25 protein-coding genes are annotated in these 24278 nt (G+C 42.3%); 3 read left to right on the forward strand and 22 right to left on the reverse strand.

Annotated elements, in window-relative coordinates:
- Window positions 1-507 precede the first annotated feature (507 nt).
- Window positions 508-954 (forward strand): Lrp/AsnC family transcriptional regulator, encoded by a 447-nt coding sequence (locus DWX65_RS13200; protein ID WP_118173594.1) that lies wholly within the window; start codon window positions 508-510, stop codon window positions 952-954.
- Here the strand turns inward: DWX65_RS13200 and DWX65_RS13205 are convergent.
- The 15 genes from DWX65_RS13205 to DWX65_RS13275 all read right to left on the reverse strand — a co-directional run bounded on the left by DWX65_RS13205 (window position 917) and on the right by DWX65_RS13275 (window position 14609).
- Window positions 917-3382, reverse strand: a complete 2466-nt coding sequence (locus DWX65_RS13205) for a cation-translocating P-type ATPase (RefSeq protein ID WP_199535054.1) — start codon at window positions 3380-3382, stop codon at window positions 917-919. The two genes, DWX65_RS13200 and DWX65_RS13205, sit on opposite strands and share 38 nt — an antisense overlap.
- A gap of 371 nt (window positions 3383-3753) precedes the next feature.
- Window positions 3754-4161 carry an ATP synthase F1 subunit epsilon gene (atpC, locus tag DWX65_RS13210; RefSeq protein WP_022242845.1) on the reverse strand — a complete coding sequence of 136 codons (408 nt, stop codon included), beginning with the start codon at window positions 4159-4161 and terminating at the stop codon, window positions 3754-3756.
- Between the two features lie 11 nt (window positions 4162-4172).
- Window positions 4173-5564, reverse strand: coding sequence for a F0F1 ATP synthase subunit beta (gene atpD, locus DWX65_RS13215; protein ID WP_117841866.1), 1392 nt, complete (start codon window positions 5562-5564; stop codon window positions 4173-4175).
- A gap of 41 nt (window positions 5565-5605) precedes the next feature.
- Window positions 5606-6460: an ATP synthase F1 subunit gamma gene (gene atpG / locus DWX65_RS13220; RefSeq protein ID WP_117841865.1), complete on the reverse strand. Its 855-nt coding sequence runs from the start codon at window positions 6458-6460 to the stop codon at window positions 5606-5608.
- 32 nt (window positions 6461-6492) lie between these two features.
- A complete protein-coding gene (gene atpA / locus DWX65_RS13225; protein WP_118173595.1) occupies window positions 6493-7998 on the reverse strand; it encodes a F0F1 ATP synthase subunit alpha in 1506 nt (501 codons plus the stop codon).
- Complete coding sequence (gene atpH / locus DWX65_RS13230; protein ID WP_118057587.1) at window positions 7995-8561, reverse strand: ATP synthase F1 subunit delta; 567 nt, start codon at window positions 8559-8561, stop codon at window positions 7995-7997. The genes atpA and atpH overlap by 4 nt, the downstream gene beginning before the upstream one ends.
- Window positions 8549-9064, reverse strand: a complete 516-nt coding sequence (atpF, locus tag DWX65_RS13235) for a F0F1 ATP synthase subunit B (RefSeq protein WP_117698877.1) — start codon at window positions 9062-9064, stop codon at window positions 8549-8551. The genes atpH and atpF overlap by 13 nt, the downstream gene beginning before the upstream one ends.
- Before the next feature lie 48 nt (window positions 9065-9112).
- Window positions 9113-9367 (reverse strand): ATP synthase F0 subunit C, encoded by a 255-nt coding sequence (gene atpE / locus DWX65_RS13240; protein ID WP_007890533.1) that lies wholly within the window; start codon window positions 9365-9367, stop codon window positions 9113-9115.
- 25 nt (window positions 9368-9392) lie between these two features.
- A complete protein-coding gene (gene atpB, locus DWX65_RS13245; RefSeq protein ID WP_117698891.1) occupies window positions 9393-10079 on the reverse strand; it encodes a F0F1 ATP synthase subunit A in 687 nt (228 codons plus the stop codon).
- A gap of 79 nt (window positions 10080-10158) precedes the next feature.
- Complete coding sequence (locus DWX65_RS13250) at window positions 10159-10566, reverse strand: hypothetical protein (protein ID WP_022242838.1); 408 nt, start codon at window positions 10564-10566, stop codon at window positions 10159-10161.
- Window positions 10547-10801, reverse strand: coding sequence for an AtpZ/AtpI family protein (locus DWX65_RS13255; protein WP_118173596.1), 255 nt, complete (start codon window positions 10799-10801; stop codon window positions 10547-10549). Before DWX65_RS13255 ends, DWX65_RS13250 begins: the two co-directional genes overlap by 20 nt.
- A 580-nt stretch (window positions 10802-11381) precedes the next feature.
- The gene (locus DWX65_RS13260) at window positions 11382-11867 is read right to left on the reverse strand and encodes a deoxycytidylate deaminase (protein ID WP_022242836.1); all 486 of its coding nucleotides are present in this window, start codon (window positions 11865-11867) and stop codon (window positions 11382-11384) included.
- 591 nt (window positions 11868-12458) lie between these two features.
- Window positions 12459-13088, reverse strand: coding sequence for a uracil phosphoribosyltransferase (upp, locus tag DWX65_RS13265; protein ID WP_022242835.1), 630 nt, complete (start codon window positions 13086-13088; stop codon window positions 12459-12461).
- A gap of 1 nt (window position 13089) precedes the next feature.
- Window positions 13090-13548 (reverse strand): arsenate reductase/protein-tyrosine-phosphatase family protein, encoded by a 459-nt coding sequence (locus DWX65_RS13270; protein ID WP_117698873.1) that lies wholly within the window; start codon window positions 13546-13548, stop codon window positions 13090-13092.
- Between the two features lie 11 nt (window positions 13549-13559).
- Window positions 13560-14609, reverse strand: a complete 1050-nt coding sequence (locus DWX65_RS13275; RefSeq protein WP_117698872.1) for an L-threonylcarbamoyladenylate synthase — start codon at window positions 14607-14609, stop codon at window positions 13560-13562.
- Between the two features lie 172 nt (window positions 14610-14781).
- Between DWX65_RS13275 and DWX65_RS13280 the strand changes: the two genes are divergently transcribed.
- Entirely contained in the window at window positions 14782-15822 is a 1041-nt protein-coding gene (locus DWX65_RS13280) for an aldose epimerase family protein (protein WP_118173597.1), read from the forward strand.
- 86 nt (window positions 15823-15908) lie between these two features.
- Here the strand turns inward: DWX65_RS13280 and DWX65_RS13285 are convergent, their stop codons facing one another.
- The 4 genes from DWX65_RS13285 to DWX65_RS13300 all read right to left on the reverse strand — a co-directional run bounded on the left by DWX65_RS13285 (window position 15909) and on the right by DWX65_RS13300 (window position 20927).
- Window positions 15909-16655 (reverse strand): N-acetylmuramoyl-L-alanine amidase, encoded by a 747-nt coding sequence (locus DWX65_RS13285; protein ID WP_242997876.1) that lies wholly within the window; start codon window positions 16653-16655, stop codon window positions 15909-15911.
- A gap of 238 nt (window positions 16656-16893) precedes the next feature.
- Window positions 16894-18717, reverse strand: coding sequence for a glycosyl hydrolase family 18 protein (locus DWX65_RS13290; protein WP_199535055.1), 1824 nt, complete (start codon window positions 18715-18717; stop codon window positions 16894-16896).
- 359 nt (window positions 18718-19076) lie between these two features.
- Window positions 19077-19637 carry a hypothetical protein gene (locus DWX65_RS13295; protein WP_118087993.1) on the reverse strand — a complete coding sequence of 187 codons (561 nt, stop codon included), beginning with the start codon at window positions 19635-19637 and terminating at the stop codon, window positions 19077-19079.
- A gap of 6 nt (window positions 19638-19643) precedes the next feature.
- Window positions 19644-20927, reverse strand: coding sequence for a serine/threonine protein kinase (locus DWX65_RS13300; protein WP_158564747.1), 1284 nt, complete (start codon window positions 20925-20927; stop codon window positions 19644-19646).
- A 227-nt stretch (window positions 20928-21154) separates the two neighbouring features.
- Between DWX65_RS13300 and DWX65_RS13305 the strand changes: the two genes are divergently transcribed.
- Window positions 21155-21937 carry an adaptor protein MecA gene (locus DWX65_RS13305; protein ID WP_118173599.1) on the forward strand — a complete coding sequence of 261 codons (783 nt, stop codon included), beginning with the start codon at window positions 21155-21157 and terminating at the stop codon, window positions 21935-21937.
- Window positions 21938-21991: 54 nt separating this feature from the next.
- On the opposite strand, the gene DWX65_RS13310 is transcribed toward DWX65_RS13305, so the two are convergent.
- The 3 genes from DWX65_RS13310 to DWX65_RS13320 are packed head-to-tail and all read right to left on the reverse strand — an operon-like array spanning window position 21992 to window position 24275.
- Window positions 21992-22636 (reverse strand): ATP-binding cassette domain-containing protein, encoded by a 645-nt coding sequence (locus tag DWX65_RS13310; RefSeq protein ID WP_117698866.1) that lies wholly within the window; start codon window positions 22634-22636, stop codon window positions 21992-21994.
- A 2-nt stretch (window positions 22637-22638) separates the two neighbouring features.
- A complete protein-coding gene (locus DWX65_RS13315) occupies window positions 22639-23481 on the reverse strand; it encodes a hypothetical protein (RefSeq protein ID WP_118173600.1) in 843 nt (280 codons plus the stop codon).
- On the reverse strand, window positions 23478-24275 hold the full coding sequence (locus DWX65_RS13320) for a hypothetical protein (RefSeq protein ID WP_117947278.1): 798 nt from the start codon (window positions 24273-24275) through the stop codon (window positions 23478-23480). The genes DWX65_RS13315 and DWX65_RS13320 overlap by 4 nt, the downstream gene beginning before the upstream one ends.
- Window positions 24276-24278: the final 3 nt, after the last annotated feature.

Raw genomic sequence — 24278 nt, forward strand, 5'->3', positions numbered from 1 at the left:
TTTTTGGGTGAATGGACTGGAATTTAATTTTCCAATTCACCTCTGTCTTTTCAACAAAATAGAGGTATGATATAATACTTGAAAATAAGCCAACATACTTGTATGTGTAAAATCCAGACAGTGTATACAGCAAAATATTCTCCTGCCTCTGCGCAGATATGTATTCCACGGCAAGGGGCACTAAGGCATTTTGATAGGAATAGAAAAATAACCGGCAACCGGCACAAATTCACATCCATGTTCATCTGTGCCTCGCTGGTGCGTCCATGCACCAGCGTTGCCTATGTTTCTACAAAATGCCAAGTGCCTCTAACCGTGTCATAAATATATCTGCCCGCAGAGTCAGGAAGATATTTTCTGCAGCTGCCTGCCATTTGATATTCACCGGCTACAAAATTTTATATATTACTTTACCTGCTATTTCATTTGTCATTTTTCAGCATTATATTTGCAGATAAATTCATTTTTTACATCAACTGTATTTTTCAGGAAACGAAAGGAGCCTCTATGGAAAAAGAATTAGACAACATTGACAAAAGCATCATCCGGATCTTACAGGAAAATGCCCGCACTCCGGTCAAGGATATTGCAAAGGAAGTCTTTTTATCTTCCCCGGCGGTTTCTGCCCGGATTGAGTGGTTGGAAAAACGAGGGATTTTAACCGGCTATCATGCCACTGTAAATCCCATGCTCTTTGGCTATCACATTAAGGCTTTCATTAATCTCGAGGTGGAACCGGCACAAAAAAAGGAATTCTACCCTTTCATCGATAGAATTCCCAATGTGATTGAATGTAATTGTGTCACCGGTGATTATGCCATGCTGGTGGAAGTCATGTTTCAGACTACCATCCAGCTTGACCACTTCATCAACGAACTGCAGCATTTCGGACGAACCAAAACACTAATTGTATTCTCTACTTCTGTGGAGCACCGCGATGTGCCCGTGAACTGATGAATTTTGCAATTCCTTCCACCCCGATTGTCAGGTAACGGAACAGTGACTCTGCAGCAAAAGCAAATACAATCATCAGAAGAATACTAATCTTAGACATCTGGCTCATGGCAAATAACTGGTTTAAGCAGATGCCGCAGAAAAGCAGCCCGGCGATATTAAAAATTAAAATTCCATATTTAAACTTATTCATCGGATGGCTGATTTTAATCAGAATCATAAATCCTACAACACATAAAAGCATGGTGGATGCAGTTGCCACATCGGAGGCAGGTATAGAAAATACTTCTCCGCAGACTACCAGCGAACCAACGATTAATACATCGGTCAGTCCTGCCGGAAATGCTTTTAATAATACTTTCCGTAAAAACCGTCCTTCAATACGGTTGCGGTTTGGCTCCAATGCCAGTAAGAATCCCGGTGCCCCAATGGTAAACATACTGATGAGGGAAATCTGTGCCGGCTCTAACGGATAAGTAATTGTCGATACCACTGCAAAGATTGCCATTAACAGAGAGAATATATTTTTTACCAGAAACAGGCTGGCAGAACGCTGCACATTGTTTACTACCTGCCGTCCTTCTGATACCACATCCGGCATATGGGCAAAATCGGAATCTAAAAGAACTACCTGTGCCGCCTGCGCTGCTGCTTCACTTCCGGACGCCATCGCCACGCTGCAATCTGCATCCTTCATTGCCAGAATATCGTTAACTCCATCGCCGGTCATTGCTACGGTATGTCCCGCATCCTGCAATGCATGTACCAGCTTCTGCTTCTGTTTCGGAGTTACCCGTCCAAATACAGTATAGCGGTCTGCCGCATCATAAATTTTCTCATCGGTATCCAGTGTGCCTGCATCCACATATTTCTCCGCATGCTCGATTCCGGCACATCGTGCCACTTCGGATACGGTCTCCGGGTTATCACCGGAAATTACTTTCACTGCTACACCCTGAGTCTTAAAATAACCAAAGGTCTTCTTCGCATTTTCACGAATTGGATTGGAAAGAATCACATAACCCAGCGGCTCCGGTTTTTCGGTCAGGGTTCCCTTGATATCACTGCCCGGATATTTTGCCAGCAAAAGCACACGATAACCTTTTTTCGTATATTCCCTAATCTCATCTGCAATTTCTTCAAAGGCATTTCCCATGACAAATTCCGGCGCACCCAGAAGATATTTTCCATCCTCAAATACAACGCCACTGTATTTTGTTGCAGAAGTAAACGGCATAACCTCCAGTGCTTTCCGCCGGGCAGCCATAAAGGTCTGTACTTCCGCTGTTTTATCTTTATTGCTGTCATTATCGGTATCGGTATCACTATCTCTATCCTTATCTTTGCCCTTCCGCTCCAGATAATCACGAATTGCTTCCATAGTAGCATTATTATCCGGCACTGCTGACGCATAATCCCGAAGCAGAGACTGAAGAAACGTATTTTCCGCATCCTTCGCCGGAACAATTTTTGCCACTTCCATACCGGCTTCCGTTATGGTTCCGGTTTTATCGACACAGAGCACATCAACTCTTGCCAGTGCTTCGATACTCTTCATGTCATGGAGCAGTACATGCCGCTTTGCCAGACGCATGGTTCCAAGTGCCAGAGCAATGGTCGTCAGAAGATATAATCCCTCCGGTATCATTCCAATAATTGCTGCCACCATGGAAACGATGCTCTTCTGGAAAGTCTCTCCATTTACGATATAGCCCTGCCAGAATAAAATGATTCCAATCGGAATAATCACAATACCAATCCATTTTACCAACTGGTTAATAGAGCGGATCATCTCGGACTGTTCTTCATTTCCCATCGCTTTTGCTTCTGCAGTCAGCCTGGAAATATAAGAATGCTTTCCTACCTTCTCCAGTCTCGCATAACATTCTCCGGATACCACAAAGCTTCCGGACATCAGCCTGCTTCCCGGTGTTTTCTCAATTTCATCGGCTTCTCCGGTCAGCAATGATTCATTTACCTGAATCGTGCCTTCCAGAACAACGGCGTCTGCACAAATCTGGGTTCCTGCAGCCAGTAAAATGACATCATCCTTCACCAGCTGCTCCGATAAAATTTTCTTCTGCTCTCCATCCCGGATAACAATGGCATGGGGTGCATTCAGAAGGCTCATCTTATCTAAGACTTTCTTCGCCCGCAATTCCTGAATAATTCCAATCAGCGTATTTCCGATGATGATTGGCAGGAAAGTCAGGTTCCGGAAAGAACCGACCACACAAAGCAGAATCGTAATGACTAAGAAAATAAAGTTAAAGTACGTAAATACATTGGACTTTACGATTTCCTTTGCACTCTTCTCCGTGCTGATGTCTGTTTTATTTACAAATCCTTCTATAAAGCGTTCTTCTACTTCTTCCTTTGATAATCCCCGCAGGATATGTTTTTCTTCCGGCATTCTGTTTTCACTCATAAACTGTTTCTTCATCCTTTTCACTCTGTTTGAAATTCATTATATAGCTTTCCCCTATGGTATGGTATAAATATTTTCTTAAATTATTATAAACTATGTAGAAACCTTTCTTAAAACATATCCCCCTTTTTCACTCTACCGGAAAACAATTTCCTGTAAAGGAAACAAAGAATGTGCCTCGGCACATTCTCGCGCCTGCGGCGGTCGCTTGCGACATCTACCTTATACGCCGCAGTGTGCATCCTCGCGGAGCGTTTTTTACTTTACAGGAAAGTAATTTCCTGTAAAGTAAAAAATACCCTCTCTGCCGATTTCTACGGTAAAGAGGGTACCTTCCTTACATCATTTTTTATCTTTTGTATACACCGTTTTTAATGTTTCACTTCAATTCGCACCAGCGCCTTACGCAATGCAAATTCCGCACGGAGCATATCTGTATCTGCAGCCTTAGCTGCAATACGGGCTTCGGCACGCTCTTTTGCTGCCTCGGCACGCTTCTCATCGATTTCATCCGGCCACTCGGCAATCTCTGCCAGCAGTGTTACCTTATCGCCCAAAATCTCCGCAAAGCCTGCATGAACCGCAGCTTCTTTTACATCTTCGCCATTGGTAATGGTCACAACACCGGGAGCAAGCACCGTTGTCAGCGGAATGTGGTCCGGATAGACACCGATTTCTCCTTCTGTTGTATTGAATTCTATCATGGTTGCTTCCCCGGTATAAAAGATTCGCTCCGGGGTAATGATTTCTACCTCAAATGCTTTCTTCTCGTCTGCCATGGCTTCACCCCTTACTTCATACGGGCACGTACTTCGTCAATACTTCCGGCATTCAGGAAATAGCTCTCCGGTACATCATCATGCTTTCCTTCTAAGATTTCACGGAAGCCGCGGATGGTCTCGGCTACCGGTACATATTTTCCATCAAGACCGGTAAACTGGGTTGCTACGAAGAATGGCTGTGACAAGAAACGCTGTACTTTTCTTGCACGGCTTACTACCAGCTTGTCCTCTTCTGACAGCTCATCCATACCAAGGATTGCGATAATATCCTGTAATTCTTTATATTTCTGAAGAATCTCCTGTACTCCACGGGCTACCTCAAAATGCTCCTGCCCTACAATACGAGGGTCAAGGATTCTGGATGTAGAACCAAGTGGGTCTACTGCCGGATAAATACCAAGCTCTACGATAGAACGATCCAGTACAGTAGTGGCATCCAGATGGGCAAATGTAGTTGCCGGAGCCGGATCAGTAAGGTCATCCGCCGGTACATAGACTGCCTGAACAGATGTAATGGAACCATTCTTGGTAGAAGTGATACGCTCCTGCAATGCACCCATCTCAGTCTGTAAGGTCGGCTGGTATCCTACTGCGGAAGGCATACGTCCTAACAGTGCGGACACCTCAGAACCTGCCTGTGTGAAACGGAAAATGTTATCAATGAATAACAGTACATCCTTTCCACCTTTATCACGGAAATACTCCGCCATGGTAAGTCCGGTAAGACCTACACGCATACGTGCTCCAGGCGGCTCGTTCATCTGACCGAATACCATGGTGGTCTTATCAATAACTCCGGATTCCTTCATTTCATAATAAAGGTCATTTCCCTCACGGGTACGCTCACCTACACCGGTAAATACGGAATATCCACCATGCTCGGTTGCAATATTATGAATCAATTCCTGAATCAATACGGTTTTTCCTACTCCTGCGCCACCAAAAAGTCCGATTTTTCCACCCTTCTGGTACGGGCAGAGAAGATCAACAACCTTGATTCCTGTCTCTAACATTTCTGTAGAAGTTGCCTGTTCATCAAAGCTTGGTGCTTTCCGGTGAATCGGCATATATTCCACATCCTGTGGTGGAGCCTCATTGTCAATTGGCTCGCCTAATACGTTAAACATTCTGCCTAAGGTATGCTCACCTACCGGTACGGAAATCGGTGCACCGGTTGCCTCTGCATCCATGCCACGGATTAATCCGTCGGTTGGTCCCATGGCAATACAACGTACGACATCATCTCCTAAATGCTGTGATACCTCTACTACCAGAACTTCACCATCTTTTCTGGTAATACGGATTGCTTCGTTGATTGCCGGAAGCTTTCCTTCGGTAAATTTAATATCCAATACAGCACCTATTATCTGAGTGATTTTTCCAATATTTGTTTCTGCCATCTTTTTCTATCACTCCTTATTCTCTATTCTTATGGATATGATTAAGAAATTGCCGATGCTCCGGCTATAATCTCTGTCAGCTCCTGTGTAATGGAACCCTGACGGGCACGATTGTACTTCAGTGACAGGTCACTGATCATATCCTCTGCATTGCTGGTTGCAGAATCCATTGCCTGCATTCTTGCACCATTTTCACTGGCTACTGCTTCTACCAGTGCTCCATAAAGAAGGCTCGTTACATACTTTGGTATGATTAAATTAAGCGCCTCCTCCTGGTTTGGTTCATAATTCATCAGCACATTATCTTCTTCCTGCTCCGGCATATCTTCGATATCCACCGGAAGAAGCTTGATTAATTTCGGCTCATGTACCACCGTATTCTTAAAATGTGTGTAAGCAAGGTAAATTTCGCCAACTTCACCTTTTTCATAGGCTGCCAGCACTTCCCTTGCCAATGCGGACGCCTCATCATAAGCCGGTGTCTCTATCAGCTCCGGAAGTTCCTTTACAATGGAATATCCCTTATGTTCTAAGGACTCTCTTCCCTTATTACCAACTGCATAAATAGAAAGCTTGTCCTTTGGAAGGTCACTCTCTGTAATCAGCTTTACGACATTCGCATTATAGCCTCCTGCCAGTCCACGGTTCGAGGTAATTACAATCACTGCCTTCTGCTCGGAATCTTTACCGGTAAGGTACGGATGATTGATGGAACCGCTCTTTGCCAGCATGGAAGTTACGGTCTGATACATATAATTAAAATACGGATTTGCCTGTTCTGCATGTCCCTTCGCCTTCTGCAGTTTTACGGTAGAAACAAGCTTCATGGCCTTTGTAATCTGCTGTGTGCTGGAAATACTGCTTTTGCGCCGCTTTATATCACGCATGGACGCCATAGTCTCTCACCGCCTTTTACCATATTACATGCCTATTTGAAATCTTTCTTACATGCTTCAATTGCTGTAATTAATTTCTGCTCTGTTTCTTCGTCTAACTGCTTTGTTTCACGAATGGATTCGAAAATCTCCGGATACTTGGTATCAATGAGCTCTAATAATGCTTTTTCAAATGCCAGAATTTCATCCACCGGAATATCCAGTAAATATTTCTTGGTTGCAGCATAGATAGTTGCTACCTGTTTTTCCACCGGCATCGGCTGATACTGTGGCTGTTTCAACATTTCACGGATTCTTTCACCCTGTGCTAATTTCTCTTTGGTATCAGCATCCAGTTCGGAACCAAACTGTGCAAATGCTGCCAGCTCACGATACTGTGCCAGCTCTACTCGGATTGGTGCTGCAATTTTCTTGATTGCCTTAATCTGTGCAGCTCCACCAACCCGGGATACGGAAAGTCCTGCATTGATTGCCGGACGGAAACCTGCATTAAACATATCTGTTTCCAGATAAATCTGACCGTCTGTAATGGAAATTACGTTGGTCGGAATGTATGCGGATACATCTCCTGCCTGTGTCTCGATAATCGGCAGTGCGGTCAGAGAACCTCCACCCAAAGCATCGGAAAGTCTTGCTGCACGCTCTAATAATCTGGAATGCAGATAGAATACGTCTCCTGGATAAGCCTCACGTCCTGGTGGTCTCTTAAGCAGTAAGGAAAGGGTACGGTATGCAGCGGCATGCTTGCTCAAATCGTCATAAACGATTAATACATCTTCTCCGTTCTCCATCCACTCTTCACCTATTGCACAGCCTGCATACGGTGCAATATACTGTAATGGTGCCAGCTCACTTGCTGTTGATACAACAACTGTGGTATAGCTTAATGCACCGAATTCTTCTAATGTTTTTACCAGGGATGCTACGGTAGATGCTTTCTGACCGATGGCAACGTAAATACATTTTACGCCCTGTCCCTTCTGGTTAATGATGGTATCAATCGCAATTGCTGTTTTACCGGTCTGCTTATCTCCAATGATAAGCTCACGCTGTCCACGTCCAATCGGCACCATGGAATCAATTGCCTTAATACCGGTCTGTAATGGTGTATCTACGGATTTTCTGGAAATAACACCGGATGCCACACGTTCAATCTGGCGGTATTTCTCCGTCTCAATCGGTCCTTTTCCATCAATCGGCTGACCCAGCGCATTTACTACTCGTCCCAGTAATGCATCTCCGACCGGAACCTCTACTACACGTCCGGTGGTCTTTACGGTATCACCTTCGTTGATGGAACGCTTATCTCCTAAAAGAACCGCACCTACATTATCTTCCTCTAAGTTCAGCACCATTCCATATACTTCGCCTGGGAATTCCAAAAGTTCTCCCTGCATTGCATTTTCAAGGCCGTGAATTCGTGCAATTCCATCTGCCACCTGAATGACAGTTCCTACGTCTGCCACTTCCAACTGGGATGCATACCGCTCGATCTGCTCTTTGATAACGGAACTGATTTCTTCTGGTTTCAATTTCATGAAGCGGTTTCACCTACTTTCAACTGTATTTTGGATAATTCACTGGTTAGCTTCTGCAGCCTGGTTTTGATACTGCTGTCCACTACCCTGTCTTTTATGCGGATGACCATGCCTCCTATGAGTGATGCATCCACCTCATAATTCATTTCAATTTCTACATAATGTGTGGTTTCTAATAGTTTCTTTACGATTTCATCTTTCTGCTGCATTGACAGCTCCATCGCAGAAATGACATATGCCGTTCCGATATTTTTATATTCTTTTACGGAATCCACAAAGCATGCAAATACGCTTTCCATATCTTTAAAGTGGTCTTTCTCTATCAGCTGGCACATCAATCCCACGATTTCGTCCGCGGTCTTTCCCTTGAATATGTTTTCAATGATCTGAATCTTCTCTTCTTTTACAATCTGCGGATGATTCATCAATTTTGCCAGTTCCTCATTCTCATGGAGAATCTCAAGAAGTGCTTTCGCATCTTCTAACCAGGCATCTTCACATCCCTTTTCCACGGCGAGTTCAAACAATGCATCTGCGTATGTTTTGGAAACTAATTTTGCCATGTTGTATCACCCATCTCTTTCAAGGTTTCTTCCACGAGGGCATCCTGTATTGTTGTATCAATGGATGCGGCTACCACTTTGCCTGCCATCATAGATGCAATTTCTATCATTTCCTGTTTCATCTCATCCATCACGCGTTTCTTCTCCAGCTCTGCCTCTTCATTGGCACGCCGGATAATCCGCGCAGCCTCTTCCTTCGCCTCTCCAATGATTCGATTCTCATTGCGCAGGGCTTTGGTTCTGGCTTCACTTAAGATAACCTCCGCCTCTTTATCGACGTTCTTAAGCTTCTCTTCATACTGCTGTCTTAATTCTGCTGCTTCTGCCTGGTCGCTTGCCGCAGACTCCAGTTCCGTCTTTATCTTCTCCTGACGTCCCTTTAACATCTTACGAACCGGCTCGAAAAGGTTATAAGACATTACGGTAAACAATACGAAAACGGATATCGCCATAAGGATGGTATCATGCAATAACTGAAAATCAAGATTAAATAATCTGGTCATTTTCTTCCTGCTGTGCCTCCTTTCTTTTCGTAATCATTCCTTCGCACTTTATACCAGTGGTTTTACGAAAAGCAGAAGCATTGCAATCAACAGACCATAAAGACCGGTAGTCTCTGCTACTGCCTGTCCAAGAAGCATGGTTGACATAATATCTCCCTTTGCTCCCGGGTTACGACCTACAGCTGCTGCTGCGTGTCCTGCTGCAATACCCTGTCCAATACCAGGTCCGATACCTGCGATAACTGCAAGTCCTGCACCAATTGCTGAGCATGCTAAAATTAAATCCTGTCCTGTAATGTTCATAATTATAAATCCTCCTTATACTGTTCTATTCTGTTTCCATCTGCTGGTTCACATATGTCATAGTCAACATACAGAATACATACGTCTGAATTGCTCCTGAGAACAAATCAAAGTACACATGAAGCGCTGCCGGCCATACAATTGCAATCTTGGACAACAGTCCATAGACCAATGCCATCATTACGGTTCCTGACAATACGTTTGCAAACAAACGAAGTGACAGGGAAATCGGCACAGCAATCTCGCTGATGATATTGATTGGCAGCCACAATGGCAGCCATGGTGGTAACGGTGAACACATATCTTCCCAGATTTTCTTTGGTTTCTGGTACTTTATCTGACAGATATGGATCAGCGAAAAGGTGATAAGTCCCAACGCCAGTGTCGTTCCATAATCTGCGGTAGGCGGTCTTAGCCCGAATAATCCAGATATATTACTCATGAGAATAAAGATAAAAATGGTGCTGATGTAATTCACCAGCTTCGGTGCATTTTTCCCCATGACACCGTCAACCACGCCATCTAATTTTTCCACCATAAGTTCTACTACATTCTGGAATCCGCCCGGTACCTCCGTTGCCGCTTTCATCTTATGCTTTACAATAAACGAAAAGGCAATCAGTATCAGCATGATTATCAGAATACATACATGAGAAGTAGTAATCCATACCTCATGTCCGAAAATCTTATAGGAAAACAGTCCATGAATCATAAAATCTATATCCTGGGCACCCGCTGCTAAAATTCCGTTATCCACGCTTTCACCTCCTTATATTATATTTTTCTTCACCCTAAGAAGATTCATCACCTCTCCCTAAAAGTTTTAAAATTACTTTATGTGTAAAGGGTTGAACGTAAGCTCCAACCTTCAATCCCATTACTCCCACAAATGCTACAATCACATTGCCTATTTCAAAGTATGCCGTAGCAAAAAAGACTGCTACAACTACGAGATACCGCAGCACATACTGCAATGCGATCCGTCTTGTCCTTCCGGATTCTGCCATATCCATACTGTCCCGCAGAACCACTGCCATATGGATTGCCATTCCGATTGCGGTTGCTGCTCCAATCAGAAGGCCGTTGGAATATCCCAATTTGTCCTTTACAAACCAGATACCGGTAAATTCCACCACAATTTCGTATATAAGGATTCCCAGAATTAATTCCGGTAATGCATCATTTATCCTTTTTAACATCTGATTTAACCTTTCCCGTGCCTTTTTTCTGCCAAAGCCTCTGTGCCATCCGGTAGCAATTCTGGAATCCCGCTGCCGCCCCAAGGAAAAACAGCAGAATCACCAGCCACGGATGCCCGTATCTTCGGTAAATAAAAACCCCGAGTCCAACACATAAAAAAATAGGAACTATCATGTTGATACCGAACTGCATGATTAAAATCAAGGAATCATACACTTTATTTCTGTTCTTCATGAATAGCTCCTTCCCTTACATTTTCGTGAAACGCTCTGCAAATACTAAGCTTTTATTTTAGAAACTTTTTTGATATAGAAAGGACTTTTCTTCTGCCCTGAAATACCGCAGTTCTAAGATATATGTTTTGCTTTCTGATATTAAAACAGTCTTTCCAATGTTTGACAGTCTGCGCCGGTCAAAGCAGCGGAAAGACAGTTCACAATCAAGCAAAACACATATCTAAGAACCGCTGGCATTTCAACGCATATCAGACAAATGCCCTTTCTAATCAAAAAGTTTCAAAACAAATCGCTTTCCATTTGCACTCGCTTATGCTCATTATATTGTGAGCAGATACAGCTCACAATCAACATTCGCCGTTCGTCAAACGTGTCAGCACGATGACTCGCTTACGCTCATTATATCATTTTTGAGGAAATTGTCTATAAATATTTTATGAAAAATGTCTATAAATTAGCTTTATGATTTTACAATTTTACATAATTTTAACAAATATTACCAGTGGGTTTTTCCTGCACCTTCGTCATTTGTTCAATTGGTTGTAAACCTCTGCCATTGTTCGTTATTTCTCCAGTCGTTACAAGGTAATATTTATTTCCCGGTTGGTGTGGGTGTACTGATAGTAGCGCACGCCTGCCGCATCTAACATCCGTTTGGAAGCAATAACTGCCGGTGTATTCTGATACTTGTCACTGTCATATACGATAGTCTTGATTCCAGCCTGAATGATTGCCTTGGCGCACTCATTACAAGGGAACAGGGACACATACATTTTCGCTCCCTCTAAGGAACCACCCCGGTAATTTAAGATGGCATTCAGTTCGCTGTGTGTCGTATAAAAGTATTTATTCTCAAGCGGTGCACCTTCTCTTACCCATGGAAATTCATCATCGGAGCAGCCCTTCGGCAGTCCGTTGTATCCCATGGAAAGGATCTTGTTATCCTCACTGACAATGCAGGCTCCCACCTGTGTATTCGGGTCCTTGGAGCGCATTCCGGATAACATTGCCACGCCCATAAAATATTCATCCCAACTAATATAGTCTTCCCGTTTCTGGCTCATTTTATTTCCTCCTTGCTGCGGTTTTTTACATTTTCTTTTATTTCACTTTTCATTATTTCTGCTTCGCATTTTATTATCATTACGCTGCTATTTTTCTGTTGCTATTTTACCATATTTTTTTATGGTTTTATACGGTTTCTGTGAGATTTTCATGGAAATGACACAGTTCTTAAATTCAAAGAAGCGATGGACTCGTTTTTCGATAAGCAGATAAACAGTAAGCTTGTCAGGAAGCCTGATGAGTTTCTTAACGGTGCATTTGGCTCAATAGAATATTTGATTGCCACTTGATGGGCGAAGCCCGCTTCCTTCACTTGGGATACATGATAAAGGCTGTTAGGGGCACTTGGAATTTCGTCTGTTTCTAGGCAACACCGGCACAGGGATGTGCCGGTGAGGTGCAGATGAACATGGATGTGAATTTGCACCGGTTGCCGGAATAGACTGTATCTTTTTCGAAATTCTTAGTGTCCCTTGCAGGCTTTATGCCGTATTCAAAGTGAAGGATGTGGACTGCGCCAGACAGTAATGTAAAAAAGGTTCTCAAGCCTTTCAACTTAAGAACCCTTCACATTTCATATATCTTCGAACTTATTTTGTTCCGAATATTCTGTCTCCTGCATCACCAAGTCCTGGTACGATATAGCAGTGCTCATTCAATTTCTTATCTAATGCTCCGATATAAATGTCTACGTCCGGATGTGCTTCCTGCATTGCCTTTACACCTTCTGGTGCTGCAATGATACACATAAAGCGGATGTTCTTTACACCTCTGTCTTTTAACATCTGGATGGCTGCTATAGAAGAACCACCGGTTGCCAGCATCGGGTCTACAACAAATACTTCACGCTCATCGCAATCCTCTGGAAGCTTGCAGTAATATTCTACCGGTTTTAATGTCTGTGGGTCACGGTAAAGTCCGATGTGTCCGACTTTTGCTGCAGGAATCATTGCAAGCATTCCGTCTACCATTCCAAGACCTGCACGCAAGATTGGTACTACTGCCAATTTCTTTCCTTTTAACTCTTTTACAGTTGTCTTGCAGATTGGAGTCTCGATTTCGATATCGGTAAGTTTCAAATCCCTGGTTGCCTCGTAGCACATTAACATAGCGATTTCGCTGATTAATGTACGGAACTCCTTAGAACCCGTTTCTTTTCTTCTTATCCAGCCGATTTTATGCTGAATCAGTGGATGATCCATTACAAATACTTTTGACATATCATTCTCCTTCGTTTAATAATTTCACTAATTTTTTTATACTCTTATTCATGGTCTCAAAGCAAAGCCCGTATGACTGAAGTGTGCCGCCGTAAGGATCTAAGATTTCCAGTTCATCCCCTACTAACTCCGTCAGTACCTGGACATTTTCTTCCTTCGCCTCCGGAAACATTTCCAATAATTTCTGTCTCTGCTGTGCTTCCATTGTAAGCACCAATGTATCTTCGCCAAAATCCCCTGCTGTAATCTGGCTTGACATAAAACCTTCCATGTTAATGCCATTGCTTATCATAACAGCTTCTGCCTTCTGATTCAGTGGTTCCGGGAATAATACCACAAGACCTCTCACCAGCACTTCTACCGGATGATTCAGGGAATATTCCCGAAAAATACCGGCCGCCATGGGTGCCCTGCATGTTCCGCTTTCTGCCACGAATACAATGCGATTGTATGGCTTCATAAAAACCTCCTCTAAACTGTAATCACCTGATGTCCTGCAGCCTTCAGCAGACGATTCATAATTGCCTGCCCAATACGCGGAGTTGCAAAACTCTCAGAGTAAATAATATCTACTTCTTTCTCATCAAAGTCCCGCAACAGTTTATACAAATGCTTTGCAATTGCATCCTCATCACTGCGTGCACCAATACTTACCACTTCGCCTTCCGGATAACGGTCTATCGTTTCGTCTGTTCCGATGATTCCTACCTTCTTCCCCAGTAGAACCGCTTCCTTTGTCAAAGCATTAATCTTTGCTACTACCTTCTCTTCTTCTCCGTCTACCAGAATCAAATCTGCTTTCGGTGCATAATGCTTATATTTCATTCCCGGTGCTTTCGGCTTCTGCAGCGAATCCGAAGCAATAATTCCAGGATCCATTTTCACTTCCCCGATTACCTTTTCTAACATTTTCGGTGTAATATAGCCCGGTCTTAAAATCATTGGTATGTCTTCTGTCAGATCAACAATCGTGGATTCAATTCCAATTCCCACAGGACCCCCATCCAGTATCATCGGAATTCTGCCATCCATATCAAATGCTACATGCTCTGCCAGAGTCGGACTCGGTTTACCGGATGTATTGGCACTCGGTGCCGCAATATATCCACCGCTTCTCCTGATCAGTTCCAGTGCAACCGGGTGATTTGGCATGCGGACTGCCACCGTATCCATCCCCCCTGTAGTTTCATATGGAACCTTATCATTCTTGCGCACAATCATGGTCAGCGGGCCCGGCCAGAATGCATCTGCAAGTTTCTTTGCTTCTTCCGGCATCTCCTGTGCGATTTTCTCCATGTCTGAAAATTCTGCCACATGGACAATCAAAGGATTATCAGATGGTCTTCCCTTTGCCGCATAAATTTTCTTCGATGCCTCTGCACTCAGTGCATCTGCGCCCAGTCCATATACCGTCTCAGTTGGAAATGCCACCAGCCCTCCATCCCGGATAATTGCGGCTGCACGTTCCAGTGCTTCTGTATCCATATTATTCTGATCTATTTTTATCACTTCTGTTTTCATAACGCTTATTATATCACGTTCCCTTTATGTGTTCAAGAACTGGAATTGTTTTCAAAATCCATTTCCATCGAAAATCGAAAACACCCGAAAACCGCACTTCCTACTTGCTATGTAGCCCTAAGTGTGGCATAATCAGTATGTTCACTAGAATATTATGGAAAGGAGTTTCCAGATGAAAATTACAAAAAGCGAATTTGGCATGACCAAAGATAATAAGCCGATTTCCCTTTATACTATTGAAAATGCATCCGGTGCTTCCGTTACACTTTCGGATTATGGATGTCGTATTATTAAGATTATGGTTCCGAATAAAGAGGGAAAACTGACCGATGTAATTTTAGGCTTAATGAATGCCGATGAGTATCTTGCTGATGATGCCAGCCTGGGAGCTGTTGTCGGTCGATGCGCCAACCGTATCGCCAAAGGGCACTTTACCTTAAATGATAAAGAATACAATCTTGCCATTAATAATGGGCCAAACCACCTGCATGGTGGTCCTACGGGATTTGGTCAGCGTGTATGGACCGGAAAAATTACAGATGATAAAGTTACTTTTACCCGCATTTCTCCGGATGGAGAAGAAGGTTATCCGGGTAACCTTACAGTTTCCGTTACCTACGGATGGTCTGAAGACAATGAATTATCTATTGTTTACGATGCAGCCTGTGATCAGGATACTGTATTTTCTGTTACCAGCCATGGTTATTTCAATCTGAATGGGGAAGGAAACGGTACCGTATTAGATCAGGAATTACGCATTGATGCAGATGCGATTACAGAACTGGATGACACACAGTGTCCTACCGGTGCATTTCTCTCTGTGGAGGGAAGCCCATTTGATTTCCGTGAGATGAAGAAAATCGGTGACGGCATTCACTGTGACAATGCCCAGTTAAAATTAGGCGGTACTTACGACCATAACTTTGTAATCAACGGGGATGGCTTAAGAGAGGCGGCTGTTTTACAGTCTAAGGAAAGCGGCATACGGATGACCTGCTTTACCGACCAGCCGGGTGTACAGCTCTATGTCCCTTGTTATACCCTTCATCAGAAAGGAATTGATGGCAAAGATTATCCGCCATATTCCGCAGTATGTTTAGAGACACAGCATTATCCAAATGCAATTAATATCGAACATTTCCCTTCTGTTGTTTTAAAAGCAGGCGAGAATTTCCGTTCCAAGACACTCTATCATTTTTCTGTGATGGGCTAAACCCGAAAAAAATATAAGAAAGCAAAAGATTCCAGACCATTATGGCTGGAATCTTTTTTGTAATCTTTCTTTATTTCTGATGCATTTCAATGCTGTTTCACTTTCTGTTTTTCTGTATCTGCAGTCTCATTACTCATGCCGGCTTCTTCTGTATCTGCTGTTTCATTGCCCAGACAGTCTAGAATTCCATCTGCAATAGCTTCTGCCACTGCCTCCTGATATTCCCCGGTAGATAATTTCGCGGCCTCCTCAGAATTACTTAAGAAGCCGCATTCTACGATTACCGTAGGATATGCCGTTTTTTTCAGGAGATAATAACTCTCATTGGCTTTTGCTTCCCGCTTATTTTCCGTATCCAGATGCGACCGCAGGCTTTCCTGCATAATCCCGGCAATTTTTCTGCCCTCCTCGGACTGTCCAAAATAGAAGCACTGGGCTCCGCTTATGGACTCTTCCGTATAACTGTTCTGATGGACACTTATGGTAAATAACGGCTTCGCCTCATCAATCAGCCGGCAGCGGTTACGCATATCTGCCACCTTTTTGCTGCCGCTCTCCCCTTTATCAAGACTTTCGTCTGTCTCCCGGGTCAGAATCACTGTTATATTTTCTTTTTCCAGACGGGCTTTTACCTTCTTTGCAATGGCAAGGTTAATGTCCTTTTCCAGTTCGCCGTGAATCCCGATTTTGCCCGGGTCATCACCGCCATGGCCTGCGTCCACAACGATACATGGCTTTTCTTCTGCTGCCCGCATGCTGCTTACCAGCACTGCTCCTTCTTTTGATAACAGGCATACTGCCACCAGTAGAAGAACCGCCATATATAATTCCATTCTTTTTTTCAAACCACACTTCCTAATTTTTTTCTTTATAATAAATATGAAAGTGCCGGCTCAATTATCATGTTTTATCTGTTAATCTACTTTAAACTTCGCAATTTCTTCGGTAATCTCTACTACAATCCGTTTCAGTTCCTGTCTGGCTTCCACTACTTTGTCGCCATCCCTGGAGAATTCTTCGGAAATATCCATAACAACTTTTTCACGGGCCTCTCCTTTGCGGTTTTACACTTTAGTTATTTGTATATTTTATAATGGTATCCCAGATGCTGTCTGTCTCAAAGCCAAGCTTCCAGAAAGATATTCCCGCAAGTTTATTTGACTTCATGACTTCTAACTTCTTCTCAAGAGAAGTTGCGTCTTCTATCCAGACTTTATAGGTAACCCCATCATTTACATATTCTGCGTAATTCTGCCCATCTTCTTCCGACCAGGTCGGCGTTGCTCCATTTAATTCCAGACGTTTCTGTACCGTATCCATACCAACAGCTTCGCTGGTCAAATCATATGGTACATAATCCTCTGCTGCTGCAGCTGTTGTATCTTCTTCATCATCTGCTTTTGGTGTCTCTGACCATATTCTTGTATAGAATGGACATCCCAGAATGATCTGGTCTGCAGGTACTTCCTTTAAGGTATCGGCTACTCCGTTGGTTACAAATCCAATGGATGCAACAGATCCTTCATCTGAGCCGGCATAATGCTCATCATATCCCATAATCACTACATAATCCGCAAAATTTGCCTGCTCTTCCCGGTCATAAAATGCAGTATAAGCACTCGGCACATAGTTGTCCACGGACAATACCACGCCGTTGTTTGCACATTTTAAGGAAAGTTCGCGGATAAACTGGATATAGCTGTCTCCCACTGCTTCACTGTTTAAGGATTCAAAATCCAGATTGATTCCATCCAAATCGTACTGGATTGCTGCTGAAATAATCTGATTGACCAGATACTGTCTGGTAGAGGTATGGGTCAGAACAGCAGCTGTGTCCACTTCTTTATTTTCAAGATTGCTTACCAGTCCCCAGACCTCAATATTATTCTGATGGCAGTAGTTTACATAATCCAACGATGCAAGGTTTGCAATGTTGCCGTTATTATCATTTAAGTAGAACCAGGTCGGTGCGATTACATTGATTCCCTTGGTATTCTGTAATACCGTTGCAATGGTGCTGTTGGCATCCTTTGTTGTCACCTGATGCCATGCCATTTCTATGGTAAAGTCCTTGGAAATATGGGTAAATTCCGGCTCTGTAAAATCATTGTTCAAGGTTTCAGTGGTTACTTTTCCTACGAACTTATTCTTAAGGTATCCGATAACACCATCTTCTGTCATGGCTTTGGTCCAGCTGTCACCTGCATCCAAAATTGTCAGGGTCTCACCTTTTTCTAAGTCTTTCACGATTGGACTCTTGATACCGCCCTTTAAACGAAGCTGTGTTGCCTTCTTCGCCGGTGCTGTATCCACATCCCCCCACACAGTATTGATTACGGTACGATTCGGGTCTTCATATACTTCGTGGGTAATATTGGTATACTGCTCTACGAAATCAAGTGCAAGATACATAGTATTGCTGTCATTCCGGACAATTGTATAATCTGCACTCTGGTTTTCCTTGCCTACCTGATAAGTATTACTGCCTGCTGCCACGGTAACGAGATTATCCGGCAGTGTATAAAGCAATACATTTTCATTGGCATCCCAGTAAAAACGGTCATTGAAGCGGTCATGTACCGTTTCATAATCCACATATACTTCGCCGTCAATATATTTGCCTGGTATCTCTAACACTTCATGATCCACCACCAGCGAAATATCATCATCCGCCTGTAAATGATAATATTCTGTCATATCCTGATGCTCTTTACTCGGAATATATTTCTGAATAATTTTCGTTCCTACGGCAATCAGCAGCACCAGTAATATCAATACGATTACCACAATAACCGGTGCTAATTTCGTGTTTTTTCTGTTCCGTCTGCGGTTCCTGTTTCTATTTCTATTTCTATTTCCATTTGTCGGTCTGTTCGTTCGCTGCGTTCTCTCCAAGCCTGCGTCCTCCTGTACTTTACTGTTCTATTTTCTTATGGTTTTCCATTTTTGTTTTCTTTGCCATAAGCATACGTCATTGGTGGGAAAATTTCAAGTAAAAACCACCTGGAAACACGCTTTGCGAATTTCCCGCGTAAAAAGAGGCACAGACTATCATTTTTGTCTGTGCCTCTTACCTTTCTTTTTCTTTACATTGTGCTGCATTCTGCAGCGGTGTGAGTAAGCATTCAGGGTAACCTTCTCACATCAAAAGCATATATTTCTATTTATTCATCTTTTTTTGTTTTTGGTTTCTGTTAAATTTACATGCCTGCTTTCTACTTTCCTTTTCCAAAAGGATAAGCGTTCGTGATATGTTAAACTAAAGTTTTTAAAAACAGGCGCTCTGCTTCTTTTAAATGAAGCGGGTCCTCCATAAAAGGAAGGGTATGGATTGGTATGCGGTATTGTTTCTGAAAATCTTTTTTATCTTTTTTCATCCCAAACTGTGCCAGAAACGTCACGTTATCCAAATACTTTTCCTCTTCCCATATGACGGACATAAAATACTCTAATTCCTTTCGTTTCCATGGACTTAAGGAAACCAGAATCAGCTTCCGGTCACAGCGCAAGAATTCCCGACGAATCCTGTAAAACTCACTTCCGCCGTCTATGATGTAATATTCATAGCCCTGTCGGATATATTCCGGCATATTATCACTTCCCGCATTTGCAAAATAGTGTTTTCTGTCCGGCCGCCCCCATTTACCCTGCTGCTGTTTCTGCAGTTCTTCCAATTCGTGATTTCCACTTAATTCCACCAATGCCGTGTGACTTTTCAGGCAGTCCGCACAGTAATGGGTCAGCGCAGTGCACAGATGCGTCACACCCACGCCCTGCTGCACACCAAATATTCCGATACTTTTTCTTTCTTCCATGGTTTGTTATCTTCTCCCTTCTTTCGAAAGCATTTGTGTGAAGAATGCTTCCTTTTCTCTGCCACCATCAAATGGCATTGTGTCCCTCGGATAACAGTACACTTCTCTTCCGATGAAAGCTGCAAATTCTCTCGCCTCCATGGGGCTGCTGTGATTACAGATAATTTTAAGATTTGGTACACAACGTAACGTTTGCCAGGCTTTCATGGAAGCCTCCCGCTTCCACAAAGACAGATTCACTACGAGTACTGTAATCTCAGCCTCTTCCATGCAGGCTTCTTCCACTGCAGCTCCATAATCGAAAATAAGTGTGTCTTCCCCGCTGCCGATTGACTCACTTCCCCGGAAATTCCGGCAGATGACGATATCTTCTTCGCACTCTGCCTCACGGCTCCGCCCAATTTGTTCCACCACATTACTTATCTTTTCCCTCTTTTCGGACTGAATTTCCCGATACAGGGCATTTGCGCCCCCCGCATTAAAAAATGAAGTCAGTGCAATGGCTATATGGGTGGTTCCGACTCCGGATTCTGCCCCCACAACAGATATGCTTTTTAAGAGATGCTCTTTCCGATTCCCCTTCTGCTTTAACGCACGGGTCAGTGCCTGTTGTAATTCCCCGGCGCTTTTGTAACGCTTGTTTGGATTTTTTCTTGTGGCTTTTTGTGCGATATGCCGGAATGCCGGGCTGCTTTTGTGGGAATGCTTCTTAATATAAAGTGAAAAAATAGCCCCGATTGCATAAATATCGCTTGCCGTATGCAGTTCATATTCCCCGTACTGCTCCGGTGCCGCAAAACCTTTTGTTCCATAGTTCTGATAATTTTTTCCACGACTGGTAATATATGATGCAATTCCAAAATCGATTAATTTTACCTGATTCCCACATACTATAATGTGTGACGGTTTTAAATCCTGATGTAATACCGGAAATGGTTTCTGGCTGTGCAGGAATGAAACGATTCCGCAAAGCTGTATGCCAATCTGTATCATATACTCCTGGGAAACTGACGTATTCCAAAGCAACTTCTCTAACGATTCCCCTTCAACATATTCCTCAATGATATAATAAAAGGCTTCATCTTCCTCTATATCATATACAATTGGAATTCCGGGATGTCGTAACTTAGCGAGAATGTTCGCTTCAGAAAGAATTGAAGACGGCATAGAACGTGTCTTTGAAATACACTTTATTGCACGATATGTCTCCAACTTCAGATGTCTGGCAAGATACACCTTTCCTGCTGCGCCGCTTCCTAACTCCGACAACAGCTCGTATCTGTCAAACAAAATTTGTGTTTCTATATGTTCCGCCCCTTCCTTCTTTCAAAGGAACCGGAACGCATCTCTTGGAATAGTTTATAGCACAAGGCAATTATGCTTTGCAATAGAAAATCTGTTTTTTTAGACTTTTTAGAAAACTTTAATATTTTTTACCGGTTTACAAGTATTTTTCATTCCATTATAATATAGGCGTAAACTTCATACAATTTTCTATAGATAAGGAAGTGATTTTTATGAAAATTGAAAAAGTGAATGACAACCAGATTCGCTGCACACTTACCAGAGCAGACTTAGATGACCGCCATCTGAAGCTGAGTGAGTTGGCATATGGCACGGAGAAAGCAAAGTCCCTGTTTCGTGACATGATGCAGCAGGCGAATTATGAATTTGGATTTGAAGCCGAGGATATGCCTCTTATGATAGAAGCCGTTCCCCTGACACAAGATACAGTATTGCTTATTATTACCAAGGTAGAATACCCGGAAGAGTTAGACACCCGGTTTTCCAAATTTTCAGAGCCGGATGAAAATGAATATCCGGATTTTGCAGATGCAAAGAGCACTCCTGCCGCCGGAGCCGATGATATTTTAGGCTTCTTCAAACAGCTTCAGGAGAAGCAGAAGAGCGAACTTGCCAAGTCAGTGAAGGCTGCTGCCCCGGCAGAAGCTCCTGTCAAGAAGGCTGCCACTCCTGCTCCGAAGCCTGTCGTAGAACCGGTGGTAGATATTACCCGGCTGTTCGTCTTCGACAGCTTAGAGAAAATCAGCAATCTTGCCCGTATTTTAAATGGCTTTTATAACGACCGGAATTTCCTTTACAAGAATCCGAATAAGAGTGCCTTTTATCTGGTACTGCACAAGGGACACCATTCTCCGGAAGATTTCAATAAGGTCTGCAACATCTTATCGGAATACGCTTCCACTGAAAAATACAGCCGTGCTTCGCAGGCTTACTTCGATGAGCATTTCCTGCCTCTGATTAAAGAGCAGGCACTGCAGGTACTGGCGGAAATTTAAAAACGATAAAAAGGAATTGCTTTGAGTTTCACTCAATGGCAATTCTTTTTTTGTTTATCTTTCTAATTTATGTAACCGACCATGCTCCATCTCATATACTTCATCACATAATAATTCTATATCCTCTCGATTGTGACTGGCCAGTAGTAAAGTTTTTCCCTCTTCTTTAAAAGAAAGAAACAATTTTCTCATTTGTTCAACCCCATCTTTATCTAATCCATTCATCGGTTCATCTAAAATGAGAATATCCTGATTTTCCATCGTTGCCTGTGCAATTGCAAGACGCTGCTTCATACCCAGAGAATATTTTCCTACCGGTTTCTTTAGCTCCGGATCAAGTCCGACTTTTCTCATACTTTCTTTTACATATTCCCGATTTTTCTTATGATTAATCATATATAACAGTTCAAGATTTTTAAGTCCGCTGTACTGCTTTATAAATGCCGGTTCTTCAATAATTGTTCCCAGATTTTGAACCACATCCATATCTTTTCCAACCATTTTCCCACGAACTGTTATTGTTCCTTTTTCTACAAGATAGAATCCACTAATGCACTTAAAAAGTACTGATTTTCCTGAACCATTATACCCTACAATTCCATATATTTTTCCACTTTCACAAGTCAATGATACATCCTTTAATACTTTATGCTTTTTAAAAGATTTCTCAATATGTTCTACTTTAATAACCTCTGCCATAGCTATTCCTCCCTGCTTATCCAGTCTATTCTCTGAATCTGTCTCTGACCTGCAACCACCAGCAGAAACAGAATCAGAAAATAACCTACATAGATATATACAAAATTTGGTTTACTCAAATCATATCCATATCTCCAATTTCCCACATTTTCCCATGAAAATGGTGAAAAATATATAAGTCCTAATTTTGCACCGGCATCCAGATAGTTTACCATTGTAGAAAAGAAAATAAGCAGAATAGTGACTATATATGCACCTACTCTTCTAACATAAAGACTTAATGTATATAATAGCATTCCAATTACTGCAAATGCTAATATATCCATTAAAATTACATGCCCCATCATCTGGTAGGGTGTAAATGCTGACATTACTTTTGTATCCACAATCAGCGGAATCTGATATTTTTCCATACCATAAACAGAAACCGTCCTGTACAGACTTCCCCATGAATTGCTAAAATCAACTGCCGGAAAGTTCAATAAAATGCTTAATAATACCAGTATTACAGCTAATAAAATACTGCTTCCGAAAATATAAAAAATATTTCGACTTCCCCACCGCTTTTTTCCTATACGCTGTACAAAATATAATTCATTTCTCTCCATAAATGGAGCATTCGAATAAAAACATAACACACTTAAAAGTACAACCTTCATAAAGAAATCATCATTTTGAATAAAAGGTAATATTGCAAAACTGTCTTTTACGCTCAATTCCATTGCAAGATTCCGGTAGAGTCTTAACATATCATCTACCATAAATCCCCAAATGATAAGTAATGTCAAAAAACGCATGGACTTCATTCTACAATAAAGATTCTGTATTTTTGACTGCAAATTCACATACTTTCCCCCCTTATCTCTTTTGTTACTCTGGCTGCAATTAAATTACCCAATACGATAACACAAAGTATTGTCATTAAGAATATGTATCCAAGACTTATCCATGCATTTCCAAATACATCTGTAGAAAACATAAACAGAGAATTCCAATCCCAAATACCACCTTGTGGAAATAATACGCCAAGATATGTAACGATAAAATAATAACCAGCCATAGGAATGCAGATTGCAAACATCTGATTCTTAGCCAATAGAGACAGCAGCATGGATACCAGACACAGAATGCCTCCTAACAATCCAAATATAATTGCAGAAAAAACCAAATATAATATTGGCATTCCATGCATTGCAAACCATCCAAAACAATTTCCACGCAAATCGACACCATTTGCTGTAAAAAATTCATCCTCTAACATCAGCAGGGGATGCCAAAAACTATCCTGCTGAAAAAAGAGTAACTGTCCTGCGAAAACAGTAATATCTGCTGCCAGAAATCCGCTTAATACTTTTGACCATATATAACTCTTTAAATCTCCACGCAAAATTTCATTCTGCCAAAAATGATGTTCCTGATCTTCTCTTAATGCATTTCCATATGCAAAGCTGCTAAATGCAAATATTGCAATTGTAACACTCTGAAATTTCATAACTTTATATCTGCTAATAACATCTATTGCCGGTTGTCCAACCTTCGCCATTAGATTCATCGTAATATATACACCTATCACTCCAAGCCAAAATGGTGCTGAAGTAAATACCCTGTATAAATCCATTTTTAAATATTTTTTCAGCATATT

The organism is Roseburia sp. AF20-18LB, assembly GCF_003461185.1.
In the GTDB taxonomy this organism is placed as follows: Bacteria; Bacillota; Clostridia; order Lachnospirales; family Lachnospiraceae; genus Roseburia_C; species Roseburia_C amylophila.

Coding starts and splice junctions, on each gene's coding strand:
- atpD (WP_117841866.1), bottom strand. CDS start 5,564: ATGGCAGAAACAAATATTGGAAAAATCACTCAGATAATAGGTGCTGTA.
- atpG (WP_117841865.1), bottom strand. CDS start 6,460: ATGGCGTCCATGCGTGATATAAAGCGGCGCAAAAGCAGTATTTCCAGC.
- DWX65_RS13205 (WP_199535054.1), bottom strand. CDS start 3,382: ATGAGTGAAAACAGAATGCCGGAAGAAAAACATATCCTGCGGGGATTA.
- atpC (WP_022242845.1), bottom strand. CDS start 4,161: ATGGCAGACGAGAAGAAAGCATTTGAGGTAGAAATCATTACCCCGGAG.
- DWX65_RS13250 (WP_022242838.1), bottom strand. CDS start 10,566: ATGTTAAAAAGGATAAATGATGCATTACCGGAATTAATTCTGGGAATC.
- DWX65_RS13270 (WP_117698873.1), bottom strand. CDS start 13,548: ATGAAGCCATACAATCGCATTGTATTCGTGGCAGAAAGCGGAACATGC.
- upp (WP_022242835.1), bottom strand. CDS start 13,088: ATGTCAAAAGTATTTGTAATGGATCATCCACTGATTCAGCATAAAATC.
- atpE (WP_007890533.1), bottom strand. CDS start 9,367: ATGAACATTACAGGACAGGATTTAATTTTAGCATGCTCAGCAATTGGT.
- DWX65_RS13310 (WP_117698866.1), bottom strand. CDS start 22,636: ATGGCAGAGGTTATTAAAGTAGAACATATTGAGAAATCTTTTAAAAAG.
- DWX65_RS13280 (WP_118173597.1), top strand. CDS start 14,782: ATGAAAATTACAAAAAGCGAATTTGGCATGACCAAAGATAATAAGCCG.
- DWX65_RS13200 (WP_118173594.1), top strand. CDS start 508: ATGGAAAAAGAATTAGACAACATTGACAAAAGCATCATCCGGATCTTA.
- DWX65_RS13275 (WP_117698872.1), bottom strand. CDS start 14,609: ATGAAAACAGAAGTGATAAAAATAGATCAGAATAATATGGATACAGAA.
- DWX65_RS13320 (WP_117947278.1), bottom strand. CDS start 24,275: ATGCTGAAAAAATATTTAAAAATGGATTTATACAGGGTATTTACTTCA.
- atpH (WP_118057587.1), bottom strand. CDS start 8,561: ATGGCAAAATTAGTTTCCAAAACATACGCAGATGCATTGTTTGAACTC.
- atpF (WP_117698877.1), bottom strand. CDS start 9,064: ATGACCAGATTATTTAATCTTGATTTTCAGTTATTGCATGATACCATC.
- atpB (WP_117698891.1), bottom strand. CDS start 10,079: ATGATTCATGGACTGTTTTCCTATAAGATTTTCGGACATGAGGTATGG.
- DWX65_RS13305 (WP_118173599.1), top strand. CDS start 21,155: ATGAAAATTGAAAAAGTGAATGACAACCAGATTCGCTGCACACTTACC.
- atpA (WP_118173595.1), bottom strand. CDS start 7,998: ATGAAATTGAAACCAGAAGAAATCAGTTCCGTTATCAAAGAGCAGATC.
- DWX65_RS13285 (WP_242997876.1), bottom strand. CDS start 16,655: ATGGAATTATATATGGCGGTTCTTCTACTGGTGGCAGTATGCCTGTTA.
- DWX65_RS13255 (WP_118173596.1), bottom strand. CDS start 10,801: ATGAAGAACAGAAATAAAGTGTATGATTCCTTGATTTTAATCATGCAG.
- DWX65_RS13260 (WP_022242836.1), bottom strand. CDS start 11,867: ATGAGCCAGAAACGGGAAGACTATATTAGTTGGGATGAATATTTTATG.
- DWX65_RS13295 (WP_118087993.1), bottom strand. CDS start 19,637: ATGGAAGAAAGAAAAAGTATCGGAATATTTGGTGTGCAGCAGGGCGTG.